The 22,546-nt window shown below is 49.4% G+C and carries 17 protein-coding genes; 4 read left to right on the forward strand and 13 right to left on the reverse strand.

Annotation, left to right across the window (positions count from 1 at the left end; all coding sequences use genetic code 11):
- Positions 1-2: 2 nt before the first annotated feature.
- The 8 genes from cysS to BLU47_RS06960 all read right to left on the reverse strand — a co-directional run bounded on the left by cysS (position 3) and on the right by BLU47_RS06960 (position 13,995).
- Positions 3-1,493 (reverse strand): cysteine--tRNA ligase, encoded by a 1,491-nt coding sequence (gene cysS / locus BLU47_RS06925; RefSeq protein WP_091960301.1) that lies wholly within the window; start codon positions 1,491-1,493, stop codon positions 3-5.
- A gap of 57 nt (positions 1,494-1,550) precedes the next feature.
- Complete coding sequence (locus tag BLU47_RS06930; RefSeq protein WP_091960303.1) at positions 1,551-3,056, reverse strand: succinate CoA transferase; 1,506 nt, start codon at positions 3,054-3,056, stop codon at positions 1,551-1,553.
- A gap of 101 nt (positions 3,057-3,157) precedes the next feature.
- Positions 3,158-4,450, reverse strand: coding sequence for a pectate lyase family protein (locus BLU47_RS06935; RefSeq protein ID WP_091960305.1), 1,293 nt, complete (start codon positions 4,448-4,450; stop codon positions 3,158-3,160).
- A gap of 49 nt (positions 4,451-4,499) precedes the next feature.
- The gene (locus BLU47_RS06940; RefSeq protein WP_091960308.1) at positions 4,500-6,509 is read right to left on the reverse strand and encodes a RagB/SusD family nutrient uptake outer membrane protein; all 2,010 of its coding nucleotides are present in this window, start codon (positions 6,507-6,509) and stop codon (positions 4,500-4,502) included.
- Between the two features lie 21 nt (positions 6,510-6,530).
- Positions 6,531-9,803, reverse strand: coding sequence for a SusC/RagA family TonB-linked outer membrane protein (locus tag BLU47_RS06945; RefSeq protein WP_091960310.1), 3,273 nt, complete (start codon positions 9,801-9,803; stop codon positions 6,531-6,533).
- A gap of 113 nt (positions 9,804-9,916) precedes the next feature.
- Positions 9,917-10,567 (reverse strand): PAQR family membrane homeostasis protein TrhA, encoded by a 651-nt coding sequence (locus BLU47_RS06950; protein ID WP_091960313.1) that lies wholly within the window; start codon positions 10,565-10,567, stop codon positions 9,917-9,919.
- A gap of 90 nt (positions 10,568-10,657) precedes the next feature.
- Positions 10,658-12,988, reverse strand: a complete 2,331-nt coding sequence (gene pnp / locus BLU47_RS06955; protein ID WP_091960314.1) for a polyribonucleotide nucleotidyltransferase — start codon at positions 12,986-12,988, stop codon at positions 10,658-10,660.
- A gap of 191 nt (positions 12,989-13,179) precedes the next feature.
- Positions 13,180-13,995: an ion transporter gene (locus BLU47_RS06960; RefSeq protein ID WP_091960317.1), complete on the reverse strand. Its 816-nt coding sequence runs from the start codon at positions 13,993-13,995 to the stop codon at positions 13,180-13,182.
- Positions 13,996-14,155: 160 nt separating this feature from the next.
- On the opposite strand from BLU47_RS06960, the gene BLU47_RS06965 reads away from it, so the two are divergent.
- From BLU47_RS06965 to BLU47_RS06975, 3 genes are read left to right on the forward strand one after another with little or no spacing between them, the layout of a single operon-like run.
- The gene (locus BLU47_RS06965; protein ID WP_091960320.1) at positions 14,156-14,476 is read left to right on the forward strand and encodes a metal-sulfur cluster assembly factor; all 321 of its coding nucleotides are present in this window, start codon (positions 14,156-14,158) and stop codon (positions 14,474-14,476) included.
- A gap of 1 nt (position 14,477) precedes the next feature.
- Positions 14,478-15,242: a UDP-2,3-diacylglucosamine diphosphatase gene (locus BLU47_RS06970; RefSeq protein ID WP_091960322.1), complete on the forward strand. Its 765-nt coding sequence runs from the start codon at positions 14,478-14,480 to the stop codon at positions 15,240-15,242.
- Between the two features lie 22 nt (positions 15,243-15,264).
- The gene (locus BLU47_RS06975) at positions 15,265-16,284 is read left to right on the forward strand and encodes a sugar kinase (protein WP_091960325.1); all 1,020 of its coding nucleotides are present in this window, start codon (positions 15,265-15,267) and stop codon (positions 16,282-16,284) included.
- Positions 16,285-16,366: 82 nt separating this feature from the next.
- Here BLU47_RS06975 and BLU47_RS06980 read toward each other — a convergent pair whose 3' ends face one another.
- The 4 genes from BLU47_RS06980 to folP all read right to left on the reverse strand — a co-directional run bounded on the left by BLU47_RS06980 (position 16,367) and on the right by folP (position 20,327).
- The gene (locus BLU47_RS06980) at positions 16,367-17,557 is read right to left on the reverse strand and encodes an acetate kinase (protein ID WP_091960327.1); all 1,191 of its coding nucleotides are present in this window, start codon (positions 17,555-17,557) and stop codon (positions 16,367-16,369) included.
- A 30-nt stretch (positions 17,558-17,587) separates the two neighbouring features.
- Positions 17,588-18,598, reverse strand: a complete 1,011-nt coding sequence (gene pta, locus BLU47_RS06985) for a phosphate acetyltransferase (RefSeq protein WP_091960330.1) — start codon at positions 18,596-18,598, stop codon at positions 17,588-17,590.
- A gap of 121 nt (positions 18,599-18,719) precedes the next feature.
- On the reverse strand, positions 18,720-19,496 hold the full coding sequence (cdaA, locus tag BLU47_RS06990) for a diadenylate cyclase CdaA (RefSeq protein WP_091960333.1): 777 nt from the start codon (positions 19,494-19,496) through the stop codon (positions 18,720-18,722).
- Between the two features lie 27 nt (positions 19,497-19,523).
- Positions 19,524-20,327, reverse strand: a complete 804-nt coding sequence (gene folP / locus BLU47_RS06995; protein ID WP_091960336.1) for a dihydropteroate synthase — start codon at positions 20,325-20,327, stop codon at positions 19,524-19,526.
- 87 nt (positions 20,328-20,414) lie between these two features.
- Here folP and murF point away from each other — a divergent pair, with 87 nt between their 5' ends.
- Positions 20,415-21,737: a UDP-N-acetylmuramoyl-tripeptide--D-alanyl-D-alanine ligase gene (gene murF / locus BLU47_RS07000; protein WP_091960339.1), complete on the forward strand. Its 1,323-nt coding sequence runs from the start codon at positions 20,415-20,417 to the stop codon at positions 21,735-21,737.
- 179 nt (positions 21,738-21,916) lie between these two features.
- Here murF and BLU47_RS07005 read toward each other — a convergent pair whose 3' ends face one another.
- Positions 21,917-22,543 (reverse strand): HU family DNA-binding protein, encoded by a 627-nt coding sequence (locus tag BLU47_RS07005; RefSeq protein ID WP_091960342.1) that lies wholly within the window; start codon positions 22,541-22,543, stop codon positions 21,917-21,919.
- Positions 22,544-22,546 lie beyond the last annotated feature (3 nt).

A 22,546-nucleotide genomic window follows, 5' to 3' on the forward strand; every position in this document is an offset into this window, starting at 1 on the left:
CCTTACTTGTTCAGTTTCCAGGTGACACCGTCCTTGGTGTCCTTGACCTCAAAACCGGCGGCAGCCAGCTCGTCGCGAATCTTGTCTGACGTAGCCCAGTCTTTGTCGGCCTTGGCCTTGGCACGCAGTTCCAGCACCATGTCCATGACTTTGCCGAAGGCGGCCTCACGCTCGTCGTTGGTACCGCTCTTCTCGGCCTTGAGTCCCAAGATGTCCTCGGCGAAGAGGTGCATGGTGTCCTTCAGTTCCTGCAGGCAGTCGGCACAGATGGTTGCCTTGTGGTCTACCAACTTGTTGATGACGGTACATGCCTCGAAAAGGTTGCTGATAACCTGCGGAGTGGCAAGGTCGTCGTTCATGGCGTCGTAGCACTTCTGGCGCAGTGCCTTCACCACCTTCTCCGTCTCGGCATCACACTTGTCGGCGGGCTGGATGCGGTCCATGTCGGCAATGGCATTCATCAACTTCTCCAGTCCGCGCTCAGCTGCCACCAGTGCCTCGTTCGAGAAGTCTACCGTGCCACGATAATGGGCTGACAGGATGAAGAAGCGGATGGTCATCGGTGAATAGGCCTTCTCCAGCAACGGATGATTGCCGGTAAAGAACTGCTCCAGCGTGATGAAGTTGTTGTACGACTTGCCCATCTTCTTGCCGTTGATGGTCAGCATGTTGTTGTGCATCCAGTACTTCACGGCGGGATGACCCATCGAGGCTTGGGCCTGAGCTATCTCGCACTCGTGGTGGGGGAACACCAGGTCCATGCCGCCGCCGTGGATGTCGAACTCCTCGCCCAGATATTTGCGACCCATCGCTGTACACTCGCAGTGCCAGCCGGGGAATCCGTCGCTCCAGGGTGACGGCCAGCGCATGATGTGCTCGGGCTGGGCTTTCTTCCACAGGGCAAAGTCGGCCTGGTTCTTCTTCTCACCGACACCGGCCAGTTCGCGACTCTCGTCCTTGATGTTTTCCAGCGAACGGCCACTCAGAATGCCGTACTTGTACTTCTTGTTATAAGCCTCGATGTCGAAGTAGACGGAGCCGTTCGACTCGTAGGCAAAACCATTGTCCAGAATCTGCTGCACCAGCTGCTGCTGTTCGATGATATGACCGGTGGCATGGGGCTCGATACTTGGGCGCAGCACGTTCAGCGCATCCATATACTGATGGTAGCGGTTGGTATAGTACTGGGCAATCTCCATCGGTTCCAACTGTTCCAGACGGGCCTTCTTGGCTATCTTGTCCTCACCCTCGTCGGCATCGTGTTCCAGATGACCTACATCCGTGATGTTACGGACGTAGCGAACCTTATAGCCTAAATGCTTCAGGTAGCGGAACAACAAATCGAAGGTAATGGCAGGACGCGCATGTCCCAGATGGGGATCGCCATAGACGGTCGGACCGCACACATACATGCCCACGTTGGGGGCATGCAGCGGCTCGAAGCGCTCCATCTGGCGCGTCAGCGTATTATATATAACTAATCTTGATTCCATTATTTAAATCCTGAACCGCGAAGCGGTGAATTTAATTTTTAATTTTTAATCTTTAATCTACTTCACGTATTCAGCAAAGTCCGTCAACTTCATGTCACCCTTGCGAGCCAGCGTATCGTGCATGGCGAAGGCTGCAGGCAGGTTGTGACGCGTCTGACCCATCTTGGCAATCTTCAGGTAGTCCCACAAGAGCTGCTTGTAGTCGGGGTGTGCACAGTTCTCGATGATGCACTCAGCACGCTGGATGGGACCCTTGCCGCGCAAGTCGGCAACACCCTGCTCGGTCACGATGATGTTCACGTCGTGCTCCGAGCTGTCCTGATGGCTGACGAAAGGTACGATAGAACTGATCACGCCACCCTTGGCCACTGAAGGACAGGTAAAGATAGAGAGGTAGGCGTTGCGGATGAAGTCACCCGAACCACCGATACCGTTCATCATCTTCACACCGCTGATGTGGGTAGAGTTCACGTTACCATAGAGGTCGGCCTCAATAGCGGTATTGATAGCAATAACACCTAAGCGGCGGATAATCTCGGGCGAGTTCGAAATCTCGCTCTGGCGCAATGTCAGGTGGTTCTTGAAGTAGTCCATATTATCATAGACCTGCAGCAGGCACTCGTTCGACACGGTCAGCGAGCAGGCTGAGGCATCTTTCACACGGCCGTTCAGCATCATGGCTACCACGCTGTCCTGCAGCACCTCGGTATAGATGTTGAAGTCGGGAACGTGCTTGTCCTGACCCAGTGCACCGAGGATGGCATTGGCTGTTGAGCCCACACCACTCTGCAAGGGAAGGAACTCCTTGGGGATGCGTTCCTTGTGCATCTCTTCAACCAAGAATTCGGCTGTCAAGAAACCAATCTTATCGGTTACAGGGTCTGAATCCTTAAAGGCACGGGCCTCATCGGGAATGTTGCACTCAACAACACCCACCACCTTGTCCTTGGGGATAGAGACGAAGGACTGACCGATGCGGTCGCCGACATGCTCAATGGGGATAGCCTTGCGGTAAGGGGGATCCAGCGGCTCATAGACGTCGTGGATGAACTTGGCATTGGGGTTATGGAAGGAGTTAAGTTCCAGAATCACGTGTTTCGCCAAACGAGCAGCCGTAGGCGAGATTCCACCGGCAGCAGTCAGATAGACATGATAGTCATTGCCCACCTCTTCGATGTCGCACACTTCAAGGATGGCCCAGTCAAGCGGACCGTAGAAGCCATAGCGCAACTCCTGTGCCATGTGGCTCAGGTGCAAATCATTGTAGGGAATCTCGCCGGCATTCACATGCTTACGGAAGTCAGGGTTCGTGGTGTAAGGGGCACGGTAGAGAATTGCCTGTGCGTTTGCCAGGTCACCGTCGGTGCTCTGACCTGTAGAGGCACCAGTGAAGATAGCCACCTTGAACTCGCGACCAGCCTCATGCTCTGCAATAGCATACTTAGCCAGTTCCTTTGTTGTTGCCTTGGCTACACCGGCGGGTGTAAAGCCACTCATGGCGATGTGCTCACCATTCTTAATCATTGCTGCAGCCTCTGCAGCTGTCAAACGTGTATAAGCCATAATTTCGTTAAATTTGCAAATTTGCGTGCAAATTTACTACTTTTCGACCAAACCACCAAACAAACCGTCACTTTTCACGAAAGAGATGAACAGGAAGCATCTTATTTAACAATACCATTCATATAGACCTCCAGATTGGTGTAGTCCCTATCCAAGGAATACTGTTTAGCATCATTTGCATTATCAGGACTCAATCCATGCCTACGCTCCCATTTGTCTGGCATACCATCCTGATCGGTATCTTGAGGTGGGGTCTTCGATCTTAACAGAGGCCATCCTCCAGCCTGCTCCGGGGTGTCAATAATACCTTTGTTACCATACCAAGCCTCGCTCTTCTTGACTTGTTTGACTACGTCGGAGTCATAAGAATCACGATGCAAACTGCATCCAACTTTCTCCAACACCAACAGATAGGCTTTCTCAGGACGTTGCTCCTGGATGGGGACAAAGGGATAGGGCTCATCCACCTTACATGCCATAGGGTCGTTCTTGCCCCCTACACCTGTCCAGTTGTCCTTGGTCACACCATCATCACCCACCATCACGTTACCATTTATATAATAGCGTCCTGTTCCGTCATCGGCAACGTCCAACAATCGATGATGTTCTGAGGCAGGACCAGGCTTGTAGTAGTTGGCAACCATATTTATCTCGCCATGACGACCGCCACCATAAGCCGACTTGAAGCCCCAGTTGTAGACCACATTGTTGCGCATATCTACTTGTTTGGTACCTTCTACCGACGAGAAACGAGGATTACGACTGGAATGGTTTGCCAACAGGTTATGATGGAATGTGGCACCATAGCCTCCCCAAATGCCACCGAACCCATGAGCACCCTTAGTATGGCGCGAATGGGCCAGCGAGTGGCTGACCAAACACCATTGTACAGTCAGATTCTTGGTTTTGTAGATAGAGAGGCACTCATCAATTGAGTAGCTCACTGACAAATGATCCAGTATGACATCATGCTGGCCATAGCGACCTCCACTAACTGCATCGTTATCGTGTGTATACTTATCTCCTAACCGCACACGCAAATACCTTATTATCACATGACTGCCGTTCACCACCAACGGCTGGTCTTTCAGACAAATGCCGTCGCCAGGAGCCATTTGGCCTGCTATCGTGATGCTGTCGTTGTTGACACGCAAAGGAGTCTTCAGCTCAATGGTGCCGCTAACAGCAAATACAACTGTCCGAGGTCCCTGCTGTTCCACAGCATCACGCAAGCTTCCTGGCCCATCATCATTCAGGTTGGTCACGATGAAGGTCTTTCCACCTCGTCCACCAACGGCATGCTTCCCGAATCCTTCTGCTCCAGGAAAAGCCAACGGCTGTGCTGTCACTTGCAGGCCTAACGCCACGCTCAATAAAAAAAGAAATCGTCTCATAAGTTTAATTTCCCATAAGACGATTTCTTGAATAATTAGTAATCAACGATTAATAACAAGGATGCTGCTGACCAGCCAATCCGGGATTAACATCGATGATATTTGTGGTGTTGAACGGCAGTATTTCCACCATGTTCTTCTTCAGACCGTAGTAGATGCCTGACGTTCCAGTAATCCATGAGTTATTTGAAGCGATGGTAGTCTCACCCTCTTTCACGTCTTTCACACTTAGGTTTCCTTTTTGCTTCAAGGAGTTGATACTCCACATGTTCAAGATGTTGTATTGAGCAGACTTTACAGTAACACCTGCAGGCACGTCAGCCGCAGCAAAATATACCTTGCCGTCGCTGCCTTCCAACAGGGTTGCTTTGACAAGACCCTTGCTGCCATTGTTCAAGACATGCAGTGTCAGCAGATCGGCATCAGGCAGTCCTATCTTAGCAATATCTGCTTCTGTAGCATCCTGGTAAGGCAATGCGATGTTCGGATCCTGCAACATAGGAATCTGATCAAGTTTATAGACACGGTACTGAGGTATGCCAGCATACTTTCCTTCGTGGTTACAGAGCTGTACGAGCTTGGCCTTTTCTGCTGTCAGAAGTTCATAAAGTACACCCCAACGCGTCAGATCACTCTTGCGCAGGCCTTCGTTGCTCAACTCCAGCTTACGTTCTTGGATGATAAAGTCCTTGAAGGCTTGATAGTCGGTAGGAATGACACCCACCTTGCTGGCATCATTCTTAAAGGCACGCATGCGCACCTGCTTGACGGCATTCACAGCTTCAGCATTTGCGCCATGGTGCACCTCGTTCAATGCCTCAGCATACATCAGCAACACATCGGCATAGCGCAGCAACGGCCAGTTGATATCACGCTTTGAATCACTTGAGCCACGCTCTTTCTTCCAGTTGCAACGATACTTACCAACACCCATTCCGGCATAAGTTTCCATCTGATAGGTTGAACCTTTTTCTTTGTTGACACCAACGATGCCATAGTTACAAACAGACACGTCACGACGCTGGTCGCCCTCTTCAAACTCGAAATAGAAGGTTGGCATAGCCATCATCTGGGCAGCAACCTTGCCGACCTCAAAGCTAGTACCACTAGCGGGGATACCATTGGTATAACCCGTACGCACATCAGCAGCATTGGTGCCGTGCATTCCGAACTCCAGCATCGTTTCATTGTTATATTTCTCCAATGCCAGGTCACGGAACAACTGGTCGTAATTAGCCACCAGCGAGTTCTCGCCCTTGGTGATGACAGCCTTACAAGCATCTGCTGCTATCTGGAACAATTCGCTGACACGAGCCTGATCGTCACGCTGTGCAATGCGGCAGGTGCTGGCATTGTAAGGAACGGTATTCAGGTCCCAGCGCAGGGAATAACCGGCAGCATACAGAGCAACACGTGCCAGAATACCATAAGCAGCATTCTTGGTGAAGCGCTCGGGAGTCTGCACCATACCTTCACTCTTCCAGGGCAACTTTTTCACTGCTTCCTGCAGATCGGCAACACACTGGTCCCAGATGATGTCACGACTGGTACGTGACGAAGAGAAAGAAGAAGCCTTGCTAGTAGGTGTCGTTGTAAATGGCACATCACCATAGAAACGTACGAGGTTCCAATAGGCATATGCACGGATGGCAAGAGCCTCACCCAGCAACATATCACGCTTGGCAACCTCTCCTTCACCCACTGACATACCGGGGAGAGCATCAATACATACATTGGCATACTCTATAGCCTTATACATATTAGTATAGGTATTACTCAGCATACCCGACGTATTGGTATAGTCGTAGTTGGACACATTATATTTAGAGTTGCTCTCAGTAGAGACGCTCTCGTCTGTTCCCTCCAGCAACTGATAGCCCAGTTCCTGGGTATGCAGCCAAGCATAACAGCCCATCACCGTCATTTCGGCACGGCTTATGCTTTCGAATGCGCTTTGGCTGTCCATCTTCGACTCAGATGGCAATTCCAACCAATCCTCACAGGAAGTAAAGCCCACCATGAGAGCAGGGATTGCCAGAAATTTGATAATCTTATTCATAATCAGATACTTTTTGATTGGTTAGAATGATAAGTTGACACCAAGAACCCAGCTCTTTGCACGAGGATAAGCAGAGTTATCAATACCCGGTGTAAGGGCACTGGCAGTAGCAGAAACCTCTGGATCATAGCCGGAATATTTAGTGATAGTCCACATGTTGTTCAATGTGCAGTAGATGCGGGCACGGCTGCAGTGGAACTTCTGCGTCAGAGTCTTAGGCAACGTGTAACCCAAGGTGATAGTGCTGAAGCGCAGGTAAGAACCATTCTCAATATAGTAGCTGCTGTGATCTGAGATAGCAGTCTTGTTATTCGTAGAGATGTTCCAAATCATGTCACCACCGAACTGGCCAGGGTTCAGAGCGGCCAGACGAGCAAGGTCTGTGCTCTCCTTACCCGTATTCGGGTCGATAAGACGGAAGCGGTTATTCATTTCAGTCACCGTATTCTCGTTGGCCAGATACGGACCAATGAAACGCTGGGTACTCATGTTGAACACGTCACCACCTACGGCAAAGTTGACGAATACCGTCAAGTCGAAACCCTTGTAGTTGAAGGTATTGTTCCAACCACCGATGAAGTCGGGCTGTGCATTACCAATCACAGTACGGTCGTTGACACTCCATACAGGATGTCCTTGGGCGTCATACTCAATATCCATCGTACCATCCTCCTTCAAGACATGTGGCTGTGGCTTATACTTGGCATCACCTGGCTTGACAGCATCACGGTTGAAGCCCTTCAAGGAAGGCACGTTGTCCTTCAGCGTATAGGTTCCGTCTGCATTCTGCGTAAAGTCGTCGGTAGTATAGATTCCATCATACACCAGTCCATAGAACTGTCCGAGGGGTTGTCCTTTCTCTATCTTGAAGCCCATACGGCTCTCGTAGTCCTGTATGAAAGACTCATTCTCGCTGTTGCCATAGATGTCAAGCACCTTCGAACGGTTGAAGGCAATATTGAAGTCGGAGCTCCACGTGAAGTCTTTCGTACGAACAGGAATGGCATTGATGACAATCTCGATACCACGATTGCGGATAGCTCCGATATTTTGAATCTGTGTAGTATAACCGGTTGACGAAGGAATCTTGTTGCTTATTAACAAGTTCGATGACTTGTTGTTATACCAGTCGATGCTGGCGTTCAGTCGACTACCAAGAATCGAGAAGTCAAGACCGATGTTGGTCGTGGTGGTCTTCTCCCACTTCAGATCAGCATTACCCAGTGTAGTGCCTGGAATGAGCGTGATATAGTCCTGACCATTGTAGCCGTAGTGACCTGAACCGTAATCGGTAGCATACATATTGTTAGCGATGTTGTTGTTACCAGATGTACCAATACCGACACGAATCTTCAGGTTATCGAAAAAGTCGAGGTTCTTCATGAAAGACTCTTCCGAAATACGCCATGCGGCAGAAGCTGAAGGGAACCAACCCCATTGATTACCACGGGCGAACTTAGAGCTACCATCTGCACGGAGCGTTCCGGTGAACAGGTAGCGGTCAGCGTAGTTGTAGGTCAGACGTCCGAAGAAAGAAACCAAACGTACACGGCTCGAACCTGACTTATGTTCATAGTCCTCACCCATCGATACGTCGTTCAATCCGAAGTTACCGTCAGAGAATTTATAATAGGTGTTGTTCAGATTCGTGTTCTCCTGCGACCATGTCTCCTGACCCAGCAACACACCAAAGCGATGATCTTTCTGAATGTCGAAATTATAGTTCAAGGTGTTGGTCCACTGCCACGAAGCCTTTTCAGAGTTGTTGCGATAACCATAGCCGTAAGGACTTTGATAAGTAGCTTGAGCGGCACGGGTACCACCATTGTCCCAATAGTCCTGACGTATCTGCTGCCACATATAACTGCCTGAGGTACGGAAAGTCAAGTTCTTCAGGATGTCGACCTCCAAGCCGGCATTCACCGTAACCAGACGGGTGTACTTCGTATTGTCAATGGAGTTATTATTGATGATGGGGTTATTGGCATCGTAGTTGTCGCCACCATACATCGTAGAGAACAGGTCGGCAAGGTCACTTCCCAATAGTTGTTCGTTGGTCCAACGTGTACCACCAGTCACAGGCTGCAAGATGGTCTGCTTCAGTGTACCACCCAGTGAGCCGCCACCATCGACAGTAGTTTTCTGCAGACTAGTAGAGAAGTCGAAACGTACACCTTTCCACAGTTCGTGATTCAACTTCAGGCGAATAGAGTTCTTCTCATAGTCGTGCTTCTTCATGATACCATTTTCACCAGTGTAGTTATAGCTCAACAGATATCTGGTTTTATCGGAGCCGCCACTGATGTTCAGGTTGTGGTTCTGTGTCACACCTGTCTTGCCAAACACTTCGTCCTGCCAATCGATACCACCACGATTACCATAAGTCTGGGCAATATATTCGCTGGCACCTGTATAGAACGTAGGCGAGTTGATGTCACCACCGAAGATACTGGCCCAGTTGCTGTCGTTACCACGTAATGTCTGGAACTCATACTGGTATCGCACGTAGTCTTCTACGCCAAGCAGGTCAAGTTTCTTACCTAAGTAATTGAAGCTGACAAAGCCGTTGTACGAAACCTCCGTCTTACCCTGACGACCTGACTTGGTAGTAATCAGTACAACACCGTTAGAACCGCGGGCACCATAGATAGCAGTGGCAGATGCATCCTTCATCACATCGATAGACTCAATATCGTTGATGTCCACCTGCTGAAGGGCATTCTCCATCTGGAATCCATCCACAATGTATAGGGGCTCTGTGCCCTGAGTGATTGACGTACCACCACGCACGGTAATATTGATGTCAGCACCAGGGGCACCACTCTGCTGGATAATCTGCACACCAGCAGCCTTACCGGCAAGGGCTTGGGCAGCAGTGGTCACCGGCGACATGGCCAGTTCCTTGGCACCTACGGATACTGACGAGCCCGTCAAGTCCTTACGTTTCACCTTGGCGTAACCAATGGCAACAACCTCGTTCAAGAGGGTGTTCTGTGCCACCAGCTTCACGTCAATGTTCTTCCGACCGTTAATCTGTACAGTCTGTGTCTCGTAACCGACATACGAGAAAGTCAGAGTTTTCGCACCAGCTGGTACGGATAGCTTGTAGGCGCCGTTAATGTCTGTAACGGTTCCCACGTTTCCCCCACCATCGGCTTTAACGGATGCTCCAATAATAACGTCCTCTTCATCGGAAACCGTACCTTGAATCATCACGCTCTGAGCCAATACTTGAATAGGGAGGCCTACCAGTATTCCTACTAGCAAGCACAACTTCATGATTGATTTTTTCATAAGCGTTAATAAATAAACCTTTGTTTTAGTTATATAGTTTTAAAAGACATGCAAAGGTAACACTTATTTATTAATTGGCAATGAATTTATTTAAAAAAAATGCAGAAAAGTTTTTACAGGTATTCCATCAATACATCCCACACAGCTATGATGTGACAAAGAGATCCTAACAAAACGAAGAAATGGAATACGGAGTGCATATACCTTTTATTATTTAGGGAGTAGAAAACGGCACCGGTGATATAGGCTACTCCCTCGGCAATAATCCATACAACGGCAGCTGTGGACACTGAGTCAATCAAAGGTTTAAAGGCTACCAATACGGAGAGTCCCATGCCAATGAAACAGAACGTTTCCAGATTGGAATGCTCCTTCAGCCGGATGAAACTTACAATGGTGCCAGCAACAGCACAAGTCCACACGAATAGGAAGAGTGCCCACCCCCAATAACCTTGCTCCCGCAATGCCACCAGCGTCAATGGGGAATAAGAACCTGCGATATGCCAATAAATGGCAGCATGGTCCCATCGCCGTAGTCGCTCTTTCCACTTCGAGCGACGGGGCAATGCGTGATAGATGGTTGAGGTTACATACGAGCCTAGCATGCCAAAGAGGTAGAGGCATACACCTAACCTCGCCCAAGGGTTGTCTCCCTTGAACGACATCCAGAGGAACACCACACCGAACACGGCGCCCATCACAATGCCTCCGGCATGTGACCATGAATTCCACAGTTCTTCCTTATGAGTATATCTGATTGCCATATAATATACTGGGCACCGATGCGATTCACGACATCAGTGCCCAGTTTTAATATAGACCTCGGTTAACCATTAACCGTTAATCTTTAATCATTAAAAGTCCATCTTGTCGAGCTCGTCGCAGAAGTCCTTGGGCTCGTTGTTCTCACCCTCATGGAACTCCTCGTTACGCTCACGACGCTCACCACGTTCTGGACGAGGACGGCGCTCACCACGCTCTGGACGAGGACGACGTTCACCACGCTCAGGGCGCTCACCACGCTCACGACGGGCAGGACGCTCCACATAGCCCTCAGGCTTCTCTACAAGCACACGGTGTGAAAGCTTGAACTTACCTGTCTTCGGATCAATCTCGAGCAACTTGACGGTAATCTTGTCACCCTCCTTGATACCAGCCTCTTCGACAGTCTCCAAACGCTTCCAGTCAATCTCTGAAATATGCAGCAGACCATCCTTACCAGGCATAAACTCTACAAAGCAACCATAAGGCATGATGCTACGGACAGTACCCTCGTAAACCTCACCAACCTCAGGGATGGCTACGATAGCGCGAATCTTGGCAATAGCAGCATCAATAGCTTCCTTGTTAGGACCACTAACCTGAATCTTGCCTACGCCGTCTTCTTCGTCAATGGTAATAGTAGCACCTGTATCCTCCTGCATCTGCTGGATAATCTTTCCGCCCGGGCCAATAACGGCACCAATGAACTCCTTCGGAATCTCGAAGGCCTCAATACGGGGTACGTGGGGCTTCAGTTCAGCACGAGGCTCAGCGATGGTATCGGTGATGCACTTCAGGATATGCTCACGACCAGCCTTTGCCTGCATCAAAGCCTTCTCCAGAATATCGAACGACAGACCGTCGCACTTGATATCCATCTGGGTAGCTGTCAGACCATCCTTCGTACCGGTGGTCTTGAAGTCCATATCGCCCAAGTGGTCCTCATCGCCGAGGATATCGCTCAGTACGGCATACTTGTCCTCACCGGGATTCTTGATAAGTCCCATAGCGATACCGCTGACAGGCTTCTTCATGGGGACACCTGCATCCATCAAGGCCAGTGTACCTGCGCAGACGGTAGCCATTGACGAAGAACCGTTAGACTCCAAGATCTGCGATACGACACGTACGGTATAGGGGAAGTCGGCAGGAATCATATCCTTCAAACCGCGCCATGCCAAGTGTCCGTGACCAATCTCACGACGGCCTACACCACGCTGAGCCTTTGCCTCACCCGTACAGAACGGGGGGAAGTTATAGTGCAGCAGGAAGCGCTGATAGCTCTTGTCGAGCACGTCGTCAACGAGCTTCTCATCGAGTTTTGTACCCAAAGTTACCGTTGTCAGTGACTGGGTCTCGCCACGGGTAAAGATAGAACTTCCGTGAGGCATGGGCAGGGGTGAAACCTCGCACCAGATAGGACGAATCTCGTCGGTCTTACGACCATCGAGGCGGATACCCTCGTCAAGGATGCAACGGCGCATGGCGTCGCGCTCAACGTCGTGGTAGTAGCGGTCCATCATGGCATATTTCTCTTCCAGCTCGTCCTCGGTCATGTCGGCATGCTCTGCAGCATACTTCTCTTTGAAGTCAGCGAGAATCTTCTCGAAGGCCTCGGCACGAGCGTGCTTCTCGAGAGCCTGCTTAGTTACATCGTAAGCGGGCTGATACAGTTCTTTGTTCATACGCTCACGCAGTTCCTCATCGTTCACCTCGTGATCGTACTCACGCTTAACATCCTTACCAAGCTCCTTGCTCAGTTCAGCCTGCAGCTCACACATAGGCTTGATGGCAGCCATAGCAGCCTTCAAGGCACCGAGCAGATCCTGCTCTGATACTTCCTTCATCTCACCCTCTACCATCATGATGTTCTCTGCTGAGGCACCTACCATGATATCCATATCAGCTTCCTTCATCTGCTCGAAAGTAGGATCAATGACATACTCGCCATTGATACGGGCTACACGCACCTCAGAGATGGGGCACTCGAAAGGAATATCTGAACATGCCAGCGCTGCGGATGCTGCAAAACCTGCCAAAGCATCAGGCTGGTCAACACCATCGGCGCTGAACAGCATTACGTTGACATAAACTTCTGCGTGATAGTTGGAGGGGAACAGCGGACGGAGCACACGGTCTACCAGACGACTAGTCAGGATTTCGTTGTCCGAGGCTTTACCCTCGCGCTTGGTGAAGCCACCGGGGAAACGGCCTGCGGCGGCGTACTGCTCTCTGTAGTCTACCTGCAGAGGCATGAAATCTGTTCCGGGAACTGCATCTTTTGCGGCACAAACAGTAGCCAGCAGTACAGTGTTGTTCATGCGAAGCATCACACTGCCATCGGCCTGCTTTGCCACTTTCCCGGTCTCAATTGTGATGGTTCTTCCATCAGGCAATTGAATACTTTTCGTAATTACGTTCATCTTGAAATTAAAACATCTAAAAATAAAAAATGTGCGACTTTGCGCAAAATCGGGCACAAAGTTACACATTATTATATTATAAAACAAATAAACCTGCTTATTTTTTCTTTTTTTATGAATTAAGAGGGTTTATGATAGACAACTCTTACCATTTTTCAGTGAAATAGAATTTGAGAATCTTGTAGAGCTCATTACAACTTCTCACCACATTGTGAACAATAGCGATCCTTGAGACGCACCTTGCCTCCGCATCGAGGGCAACGACCATCTTTCGGTTTTTCTTTCGTTTCATCAATGATGGTAGCCGTTACAATGCCGGTTGGTACTGCAATGATGGTGTAACCCAACAACATGACGAATGCTGAGAGCAGTCTACCTATAGCCGTGACGGGAGTAATGTCACCATAGCCCACAGTAGTCATCGTGACAATAGCCCAATAGACCGAAGTACCCAAATCGGTGAACTGCGTGTCAGGTTGTCCATTCTCTACCATGAACATCAGCGTTCCCAAACAGGTGACCAGTATCAGTACGAACAGGAAATAAACAGAAATTTTGTTAAGACTTTTCTTCAACGAATGCATCAACAAATAGCCCTCGTTGATAAAACTAAACAATTTGAAGATACGGAAGATACGAATGAAACGGAACGAACGCAACAACATCATGTATCGTGCGTGGGGAAGGAAGTAGGACAGGTAAGGCGGCAAGATTGACAACAGGTCGATGACACCGAAGAAACTCTGCATATACTCACGCGGACGAGGTGAGCAGTAGACGCGAGCCGCATACTCCAATGTAAAGAAGAATGTGAGCAGATACTCCAATATCATCAACACAAGTTGGAACGTACGAGCCAATGAGGGCACCGTCTCGACAAACGAGATAATAATGCTCAGCGAGATAGCTACTATGACAACGATGTCGAAGATACGCCCAGCGCGAGTATCGGACTCAAACATGATGTTATAAAGTGCTTCTTTTTCAAGCCAATGAGGTCTTTTCATATAAAAGGATGTTTGTTTTGAAGGCAAAGATACGTATATTTTTTGAAGTTTCTACTTTTTAGTATAAAAAGAAACATGTTTCTTTTGTTCTTCGCCCATTTTTTCGTAATTTTGCCATCAATAAGAAAGAACTCTTAATGATATTAAGGACCTATTTGACATGACGCAAGAAGAAAAGACCCAATTGGAAGAACGCATCGTAGACGTGCTGAAAACTGTCTACGACCCAGAGATACCAGTGAACATCTACGACCTGGGCATGATTTATAAGATAGACGTGCAAGAAGATGGTAGCGTGGATATGGACATGACGTTCACGGCACCTAACTGTCCGGCAGCGGACTTCATCTTGGAGGATGTTCGCACAAAGGTGGAGAGTGTGGATGGCATCACGACAGCTAACGTCAATCTGGTATTTGAACCGGCGTGGGACCAAAGCATGATGAGCGAAGAAGCAAGAGTTGAACTAGGACTGGACTGATATGAAAAACGTCTATTTCTTATCCGATGCGCACTTGGGGTCGTTGGCTATTCCGCATCAAAGAATGCAGGAGAGACGACTGGTAAGATTTCTGGACTCCATCAAGGAGAAGGCTGCTGCTATCTATTTGTTGGGGGACATGTTCGACTTCTGGTACGAATATAAGTATGTGGTGCCGAAGGGCTACACACGATTCTTGGGCAAGTTGTCGGAACTGACGGATATGGGAGTGGAGGTGCATTACTTCACAGGCAATCACGACATCTGGGCATACGAGTATCTGGAAAAGGAGTGTGGCATCATCCTGCATAAGAAGCCAGAAACAACGGAAATCTACGGACAAGAGTTCTTCCTGGCACATGGCGACGGGATGGGCGATCCGAATAAATCATTCAAACTGATACGCGCCATTTTCCATAACCGTTTCTGTCAATGGGCTTTCTCGAATATCCATCCGCGATGGGGGGTAAGTTTCGGACTGACATGGGCGAAACACAGCTATATCAAGCACAAGCAGACTGACGAACCAAACTACATGGGTGAGGACAAGGAGCATCTCGTGCTCTACGCCAAAGACTACTTGAAGAGTCACCCGAACATCAACTACTTCATCTTCGGACACCGTCATATTGAACTTGACATCAAGCTAGGACGATTCACACGCATGATGATACTGGGCGACTGGATTAGCCAGTTCACCTATGCCGTCTATGACGGAGAGCACATGTTCCTCGAGGAGTACGTTGAGGGAGAGAGTCAGCCATGAAGAGGGTTAAAGGTTAAAGACTATGAGGAAGAAGATTGTTACATTTGGCGAACTGTTACTGAGGTTCTCGAAACCAGGACAACTACGACTCACTCAGGGTGACCTGTTTACCAGCAAATATGGTGGCAGCGAGGCTAACGTTGCTGTATCATTGGCTAATCAAGGGGAAGACGTTACATACATCACCCGACTGCCAGACACACCAGTAGGGCATGCGGGTGCCATGAGTCTGGCTCAGTATGGAGTGGACACCAGTCAGATACTATATGGAGGAAAACGCATTGGCACCTATTACTTTGAACATGCAGCCGGTATGCGAGCTGCCAAGGTTATATACGACCGCGACGGTTCGGCCTATTACGACTTACAGCCTGGCATGATTCCCTGGCGCGAGATACTGAAAGACTGTGCCTACTTCCATGTGTCAGGCATTACGGCTGCGATATCTCCCAAGGCTGCAGAAGCTACTTTCGAAGCATTGGACATCGCCGACGAGTTGGGTGTCACCATCTGTTTTGACATCAACTATCGCAAGAACCTATGGAAATATGATGGTGCTGAACCTCGCAAGACGTTGAGCAAAATGCTGTCACGATGTGACATGATGTTTGGTGATGCCGTGGAGTTCGACTGGTTGTCACAACATCCACAGCCCCCCTTCACGGCATTGGATTCAACTTTCCAGATGCAGATGAAAGAGTATGGTGAATGGTTTGACGAGCTTCATGCCACGTATCCTCGTATCAAACACTGGATGATGGGAATGCGCAACGAGATATCATCGAAACATCATACGCTTACCGCCTTGCTTTGGTCTGACAACCAACTGCTACAGGCTCCTATCGCTGATATTCCCAATGTCATAGACCCTGTAGGTGTGGGTGATGCTTTCGTAGGCGGATGGTTGCATGCCATCAGTCTCTTCCATGATGATCTGCAGAAACAACTAAACTACTCGCTTGCAGCAGCAGCATTAAAGAGCACCATACCAGGCGATTTTAACCTGTCGACGGAGGAGGAAATAACAGAAACGATGCAATAGAATTTTTGCGCTACAGGAATAGATAAAAAATGGTCTGTGCCGAGAGTCGGTACAGACCAATTTTATGATAAGGCGTATCTGATTACAACAGATTCATCGTATCGGTAGCAATCATCAGTTCCTCGTCGGTGGGAATGACAACAACCTTTACCTTAGAATCGTCGGCAGAGATGATGGCTTCCTCACCACGGATGTTGTTCTTCTGCTCGTCGAACTTAACACCCAGGAACTCCAGACCCTTGCAGACCTCAGAACGCATGCTGATTTGGTTCTCACCGACACCTGCGGTGAAGACAATCACGTCGACACCACCCATAGCGGCTGCATAGGCACCGATATACTTCTTAATGCGATAGAAATACATATCCTGAGCCAGCTTGGCACGAGGCTCGCCTGCCTTGGCAGCACTTTCTACATCACGCATATCAGAAGAACCACCAGTAATACCGGCAACACCACTCTTCTTGTTCAGGAGGTTAGACATACCATCGGCATCGAGACCGAGTTTCTTCTCGAGGAACGTAACGGCACCACCGTCGATATCGCCCGAACGAGTACCCATAACGAGACCTTCCAGTGGGGTGAGACCCATTGAGGTGTCAACACACTTGCCATCAAGGACAGCAGCCACAGAGCCACCGTTTCCAATGTGACAGGTAATCATCTTGGTGCCCTCAGCCTTCATGCCCAGGAATTCCAAAGCACGGGCAGAGACATAGCGGTGACTGGTTCCGTGGAAACCATAACGGCGTACTCCGTACTTCTCATACAGCTCGTAGGGAATGGCATACATATAAGCCTTTGCAGGCATTGTCTGATGGAAAGCGGTATCAAACACACCAACCTGGGGAAGACCAGGCATCAGTTCCTTCACGGCGTTTACACCTTTCAGGTTAGCAGGGTTGTGCAGGGGGGCAAGGTCAGAGCACTCCTCAAAAGCTTTCAGCACCTCATCGGTCAGGACTACTGACTGATTGAACTTCTCACCACCATGCACCATACGGTGACCTACGGCATCAATCTCATTGAGCGACTTGATAACACCAATCTCGGGATCGGTCAGCAGCGAGAAGATGAACTTCACACCCTCTGTGTGCTCGGGGATGTCGTGCATAATCTGCTTCTTCTCACCATTAGCCAACTTCACCTTAACAAAGGCACCGTCCAAGCCTACTCGCTCGGCACCACCACTGGTCATCACGCTCTTGTCGTCCATATTGTACAAAGCGTACTTGATAGAGGACGAACCACAGTTCAATACTAATATCTTCATTTTAATGTTTAATCTTTAATGTTTAATGTATTACTTCTTTGCATCCATAGCCTGACAAGCCGTGATAGCCACCATGTAGTAAATATCCTCTACGGAGCAACCACGAGAGAGGTCGTTGACAGGACGAGCAATACCCTGCAAGATAGGACCGATAGCTACGGCATCACCCAGACGCTGAACGAGCTTATAGCCAATATTACCAACCTCCAAGTTGGGGAATACGAGGACATTAGCTTTACCGGCGATGTCAGAGCCAGGAGCCTTCTTAGCACCTACTGAAGGAACAAGGGCAGCATCAGCCTGCAACTCACCGTCAATTTTCAACGACGGATCGAGCTCCTTAGCCAGCTTGGTAGCCTCAACCACCTTGTCGACAACCTCGTGCTTGGCAGAGCCCTTGGTTGAGAAGCTCAGCATAGCCACGCGGGGATCAGCAAAGCCTGCTACCGACTTAGCGGTCTGAGCAGTGCAGACGGCAATCTGCGAGAGCTGTGCAGCATCGGGCATCGGGGTTACGGCAACGTCACCTACTACGAGAACACCATCCTCGCCATATTGTTTCTCCTTAGAGATGAGCAGCATACCACCACTGACACAGGTAATGCCGGGAGCACACTTGATAATCTGGAGGGCCGGACGCAGGGTATCTCCCGTTGTTGAGAGAGCACCAGAGATTTGTCCGTCAGCACCTTCTGTCTTGATAATCATACAGCCTAGGTAGAGGGGGTTCTTCATCAACTTGCGGGCTTCCTCGATGGTCATACCCTTTGTCTTGCGGAGTTCAGCCAGTTTTGCTGCCATTTCCTCGCTACGCTCGTAGTTCTCGGGGTCAATCAGTGTAGCCTTACCGATATGGGTAAGTCCTTTCTCCTTAGCCAGAGCGTTAACCTTAGCGGGGTTACCAATCAGAATGATGTCAGCAATGTCGTCAGCCAATACACGATCAGCTGCTGTCAGTGTGCGCTCCTCTTCTGCTTCCGGGAGCACGATGCGCTGCTTGTTAGCCTTAGCACGCGCTACGATTTGACTTAATAAATCCATAGTTTGTTTTACTTATTAAATTAGATTTAAATATACAATGTGTGCAAAGGTAGTAATTTTAATGAAGAGTGAAGAACGATGCGTTAAGAATTTGCTATCGCCTTAATTATTTTTCACTTTTTCAAGCCAGTTCCTGTGTCAGGATGCTCTCCAATTTCTCTGCCGACAGGCGAAGTTGGAAACTGCTGCGGATGGCTACGGAGATGCCGCCAGTCTCTTCAGAGACGACAATGGCTACACAATCGCTCTCATGGGTGATACCCAATGCTGCTCGGTGTCGCAAGCCTAACTCCTTGGGGATATTCAAGTCGTGGGATACGGGCAAGATACACCCGGCGGCTCTCAGACGCTGATGTGAGATAATCATGGCACCATCGTGCAAGGGGGAGTTCTTGAAGAAGATGTTCTCAATCAACTGCTGGTTAACACGGGCATCGATAATCTCACCCGTTGCCACGATATCGTCAAGGGGGGTTGCTCGTTGGATGACAATGAGGGCACCTACTCGCTTCTTACTCATAGCCATACATGCCATCACGATAGGCATGATGACCCGCTTTAGCTGTTCCTTATCACCCTTCTTCTCGCCGATAGAGAACAAACGGCGAAGTCCTCTCATACTCTGATGAGCGCCGACATTATAAAGGAACTTCCGGATGTCCTCCTGAAACAGGATAACGACGCCGATGACTCCTACGGAAAGCACCTTATCCATAATGCTTCCCAGCAGCTTCATCTCCAACACCTGCGATACTATCAGCCACAACACGACGAATAACAGGATGCCCATAAAGACATTCAGCGAACGGGACTCCTTCATTAGCCGGTAGGCATAGAACAACATCAGTGCCACCAGGACGATGTCTATAATATCCTTTATTCCGAATTCAAAAAACATCTTTGGTATTTACTATTTGACTATTTACTATTTTAACTTGTTGAGTTGGGCTACCAGTTTCACGCATTCCATTGCCTCACGGACATCGTGGACACGGAGTATCGAAGCACCCTTTTGGAGCGAAATGGTGTTGAGCACCGTCGTCCCGTTCAAAGCCTCATCAGGTGTACAGCACAACTGTTTCCATATCATAGACTTGCGCGAAATGCCCACCAGGACAGGCAGTCGCAATGCCTGCATACGTTCCAGTTCGCCCATTATCTGGTAGTTTTCCGCTACCGTCTTGCCAAAGCCGAAACCGGGGTCAAGGATAATATCCTTCTGTCCCATGGAACGAAGTTTGTCAACCGCTTCGGCACAATCAAGCATCACCTCTTTCATCGTGCTTTTGCGTGACATATATATATAAGGTACGCGTAAGTTGCTCACCATACGAAACATGGCATGTTGGCTCTCGTCAGACACTCCGACGTCGTTGATGAGGTCGACACCATATTCCTCAACAACCATCCGGGCAACATTGGGACGGAAGGTGTCGACACTGACAACAGCGTGAGGGGCTTCACGGCGTACGATAGGCAATGCGAAGCGCAGACGCGCCATCTCTTCTTCCTCGCCGACGGATTCACTGTCCGGACGCGTAGAGCAGGCACCTACGTCGATGATAGCAGCGCCTTCGTTCAGTATCTGATGTGTGCGCCCTGCAATAGACTCTTCTGTCTGCTTGCGACTGGCAGCATAGAACGAGTCGGGTGTGGCATTGAGAATTCCCATCACCTGTGGCTCGCTCAGATCAAGCAAATGTCCGTTGCAATTCAGTGTATATTCCATAACTGCTGCAAAGATACAAAAAAAAGTGAAGAGTGAATAGCGAAGAGTGAAGAATATTTTATACCTTTGCACAAAATTATATTTTCAATGGATATCAAAGAATTATACAAGCTGTATCAACAGCATCCGTGTATCACGACTGATTCGCGCAACTGTCCTGAGGGCAGCATCTTCCTGGCACTGAGAGGCGAATCGTTTGATGGCAATAAGTATGCTCTTCAGGCATTGGAGAAGGGTTGCAGCTATGCGATAGTGGACGAAGATATTGATGAGCCATCCTCTCGCCTCTTAAAGGTGGACGATTGCCTGCAAACCTTCAAGGACCTGGCTCGTGAGCACCGTCGTCAGTTCAACATCCCCGTCGTCGGCATCACCGGCACCAATGGCAAGACAACCACGAAGGAGTTGATTCGTGCCGTACTCTCCGAATGCTACAACGTGATGGCTACGGAGGGCAACTTCAACAACGATGTGGGTGTGCCCAAGACCCTGTTCAGACTGACTGACGAGCACGATATCGCCGTAGTGGAAATGGGTGCCTCGCACCCTGGCGACATCAAGACGCTGGTGGAGACTGCCGAACCAAACTGTGGACTCATTACCAACGTGGGGCGCGCTCATCTGCAAGGTTTCGGCTCGTTCGAGGGTGTTTGCAAGACGAAGGGTGAACTCTACGACTTCCTCGTCAGCCACGACTGTCCCATCTTCATCAATCGTGACAACGAGCACCTGATGCAGATGATTCAGGAGAGAGGCCAGCAGCCCGACTTGTATTTCTACGGACAGAGCGACAACCAGGACATCCTGATTCGTGGCGAAGTGGTTTCTTGCGCCCCTTTCTTGAAGTTCCGCTGGCGTGAGCAAGACGCAGAGGCGGGCTTTGTCTCTGAGTGGATGGAGGTGCAGACCCATCTGATTGGCGCCTACAACCTGGACAATATGCTGGCAGCCATCACCGTAGGCTACGTGAACAATATCCCCTTCGAGCAAATCAATCACGCTCTGGAAAACTATGTACCCACCAACAACCGTTCGCAACTGACGGAGACGGAGAAGAACCACCTCATCGTGGATGCCTACAATGCCAATCCCACGTCGATGAAAGCCGCCCTCGACAACTTCCGACTGATGGAGGTGTCACCCAAGATGGCTATCCTGGGCAAGATGGGCGAGCTGGGCGATGTGTCTGACGAGGAGCACCAGAAGATTATCAAGCTGTTGGAGGAAGCCCGTTTCGACGAGGTATGGCTCGTGGGTGAGGAGTTCCAGAAAGTCAATAGTTCTTTCCGCACCTTCGCCAATGTCGACGAGGTGAAAGCCGCCATCGCCCAAGAACAACCACAAGGGCGCTACATCCTCATCAAGGGTTCCAACAGTACCCACCTCTATGAGTTGCCGGCTTTGCTATAAGAGGTAACTGGTACAATCCCCCGATATAGCAAGGAAAAGCAGGGGATGTAGCAGGAAAAAGCAAGTGAGGAAACCTGAATGGGGCACAAGCCCCAACATATTCGGCCTCCCGCCCATATATCTTGGAGCGAGAGGCCGAATATTTGCGACCTAAGGGTCATTCCCGTTTTTTCTACCTTCTACCCTTTTTTCTTAGGGAAGTAGAGGAAACGTCTGCTCTCCTTCACCCTCCATAAACGTGGATGGTCTCCTTCGCAAAGGCTGTCGAGATAACTCTTGGCTGAGTCGCGCTTCAGTCCACTATATATCATAAACTCAGGAATGGTGGCATAGCCCAAAGTCATACAGCGCTTCAAAGCGGCATCCATTGCCTGCTGATTGTACATCTGACTATTGCCCACAACTCCCTGACTCTTCCGATAGCCCTCGCGATTACGACTGGCCTTCTTGAAGAAGTCTTTGTTGGGAATGAAGTCAATGCCCGTATAGGTTATGTCGCGCCCCGTAATAGTCTGTGGGTCCGTATGATCACCCAACAACTTCAGCTTAGGAGCAAACGATCCGAGAGGCGTTTCCACACGATAACCCTCTGACAGCCAATTGCTTGCTATCTCCATCAACACATCGAACACCTGTCCTATCTCGCCAGTCCGCAACCCGCGATACTTGGTACAGAACTCTTCCAATTCCTTGAAAGTCTTTTTATGACCTTTCGCCGGACGAACGTAAAGCAACGGTTTCCCATCCTCGCCCTTCTTAGGACCAGGATGAATCTCAATTTCTATTCCATCAGTTTTGCGTGGCATAAC

Origin of the sequence: Prevotella sp. tc2-28, from assembly GCF_900107705.1 — a bacterium.
Lineage (GTDB): Bacteria > Bacteroidota > Bacteroidia > Bacteroidales > Bacteroidaceae > Prevotella.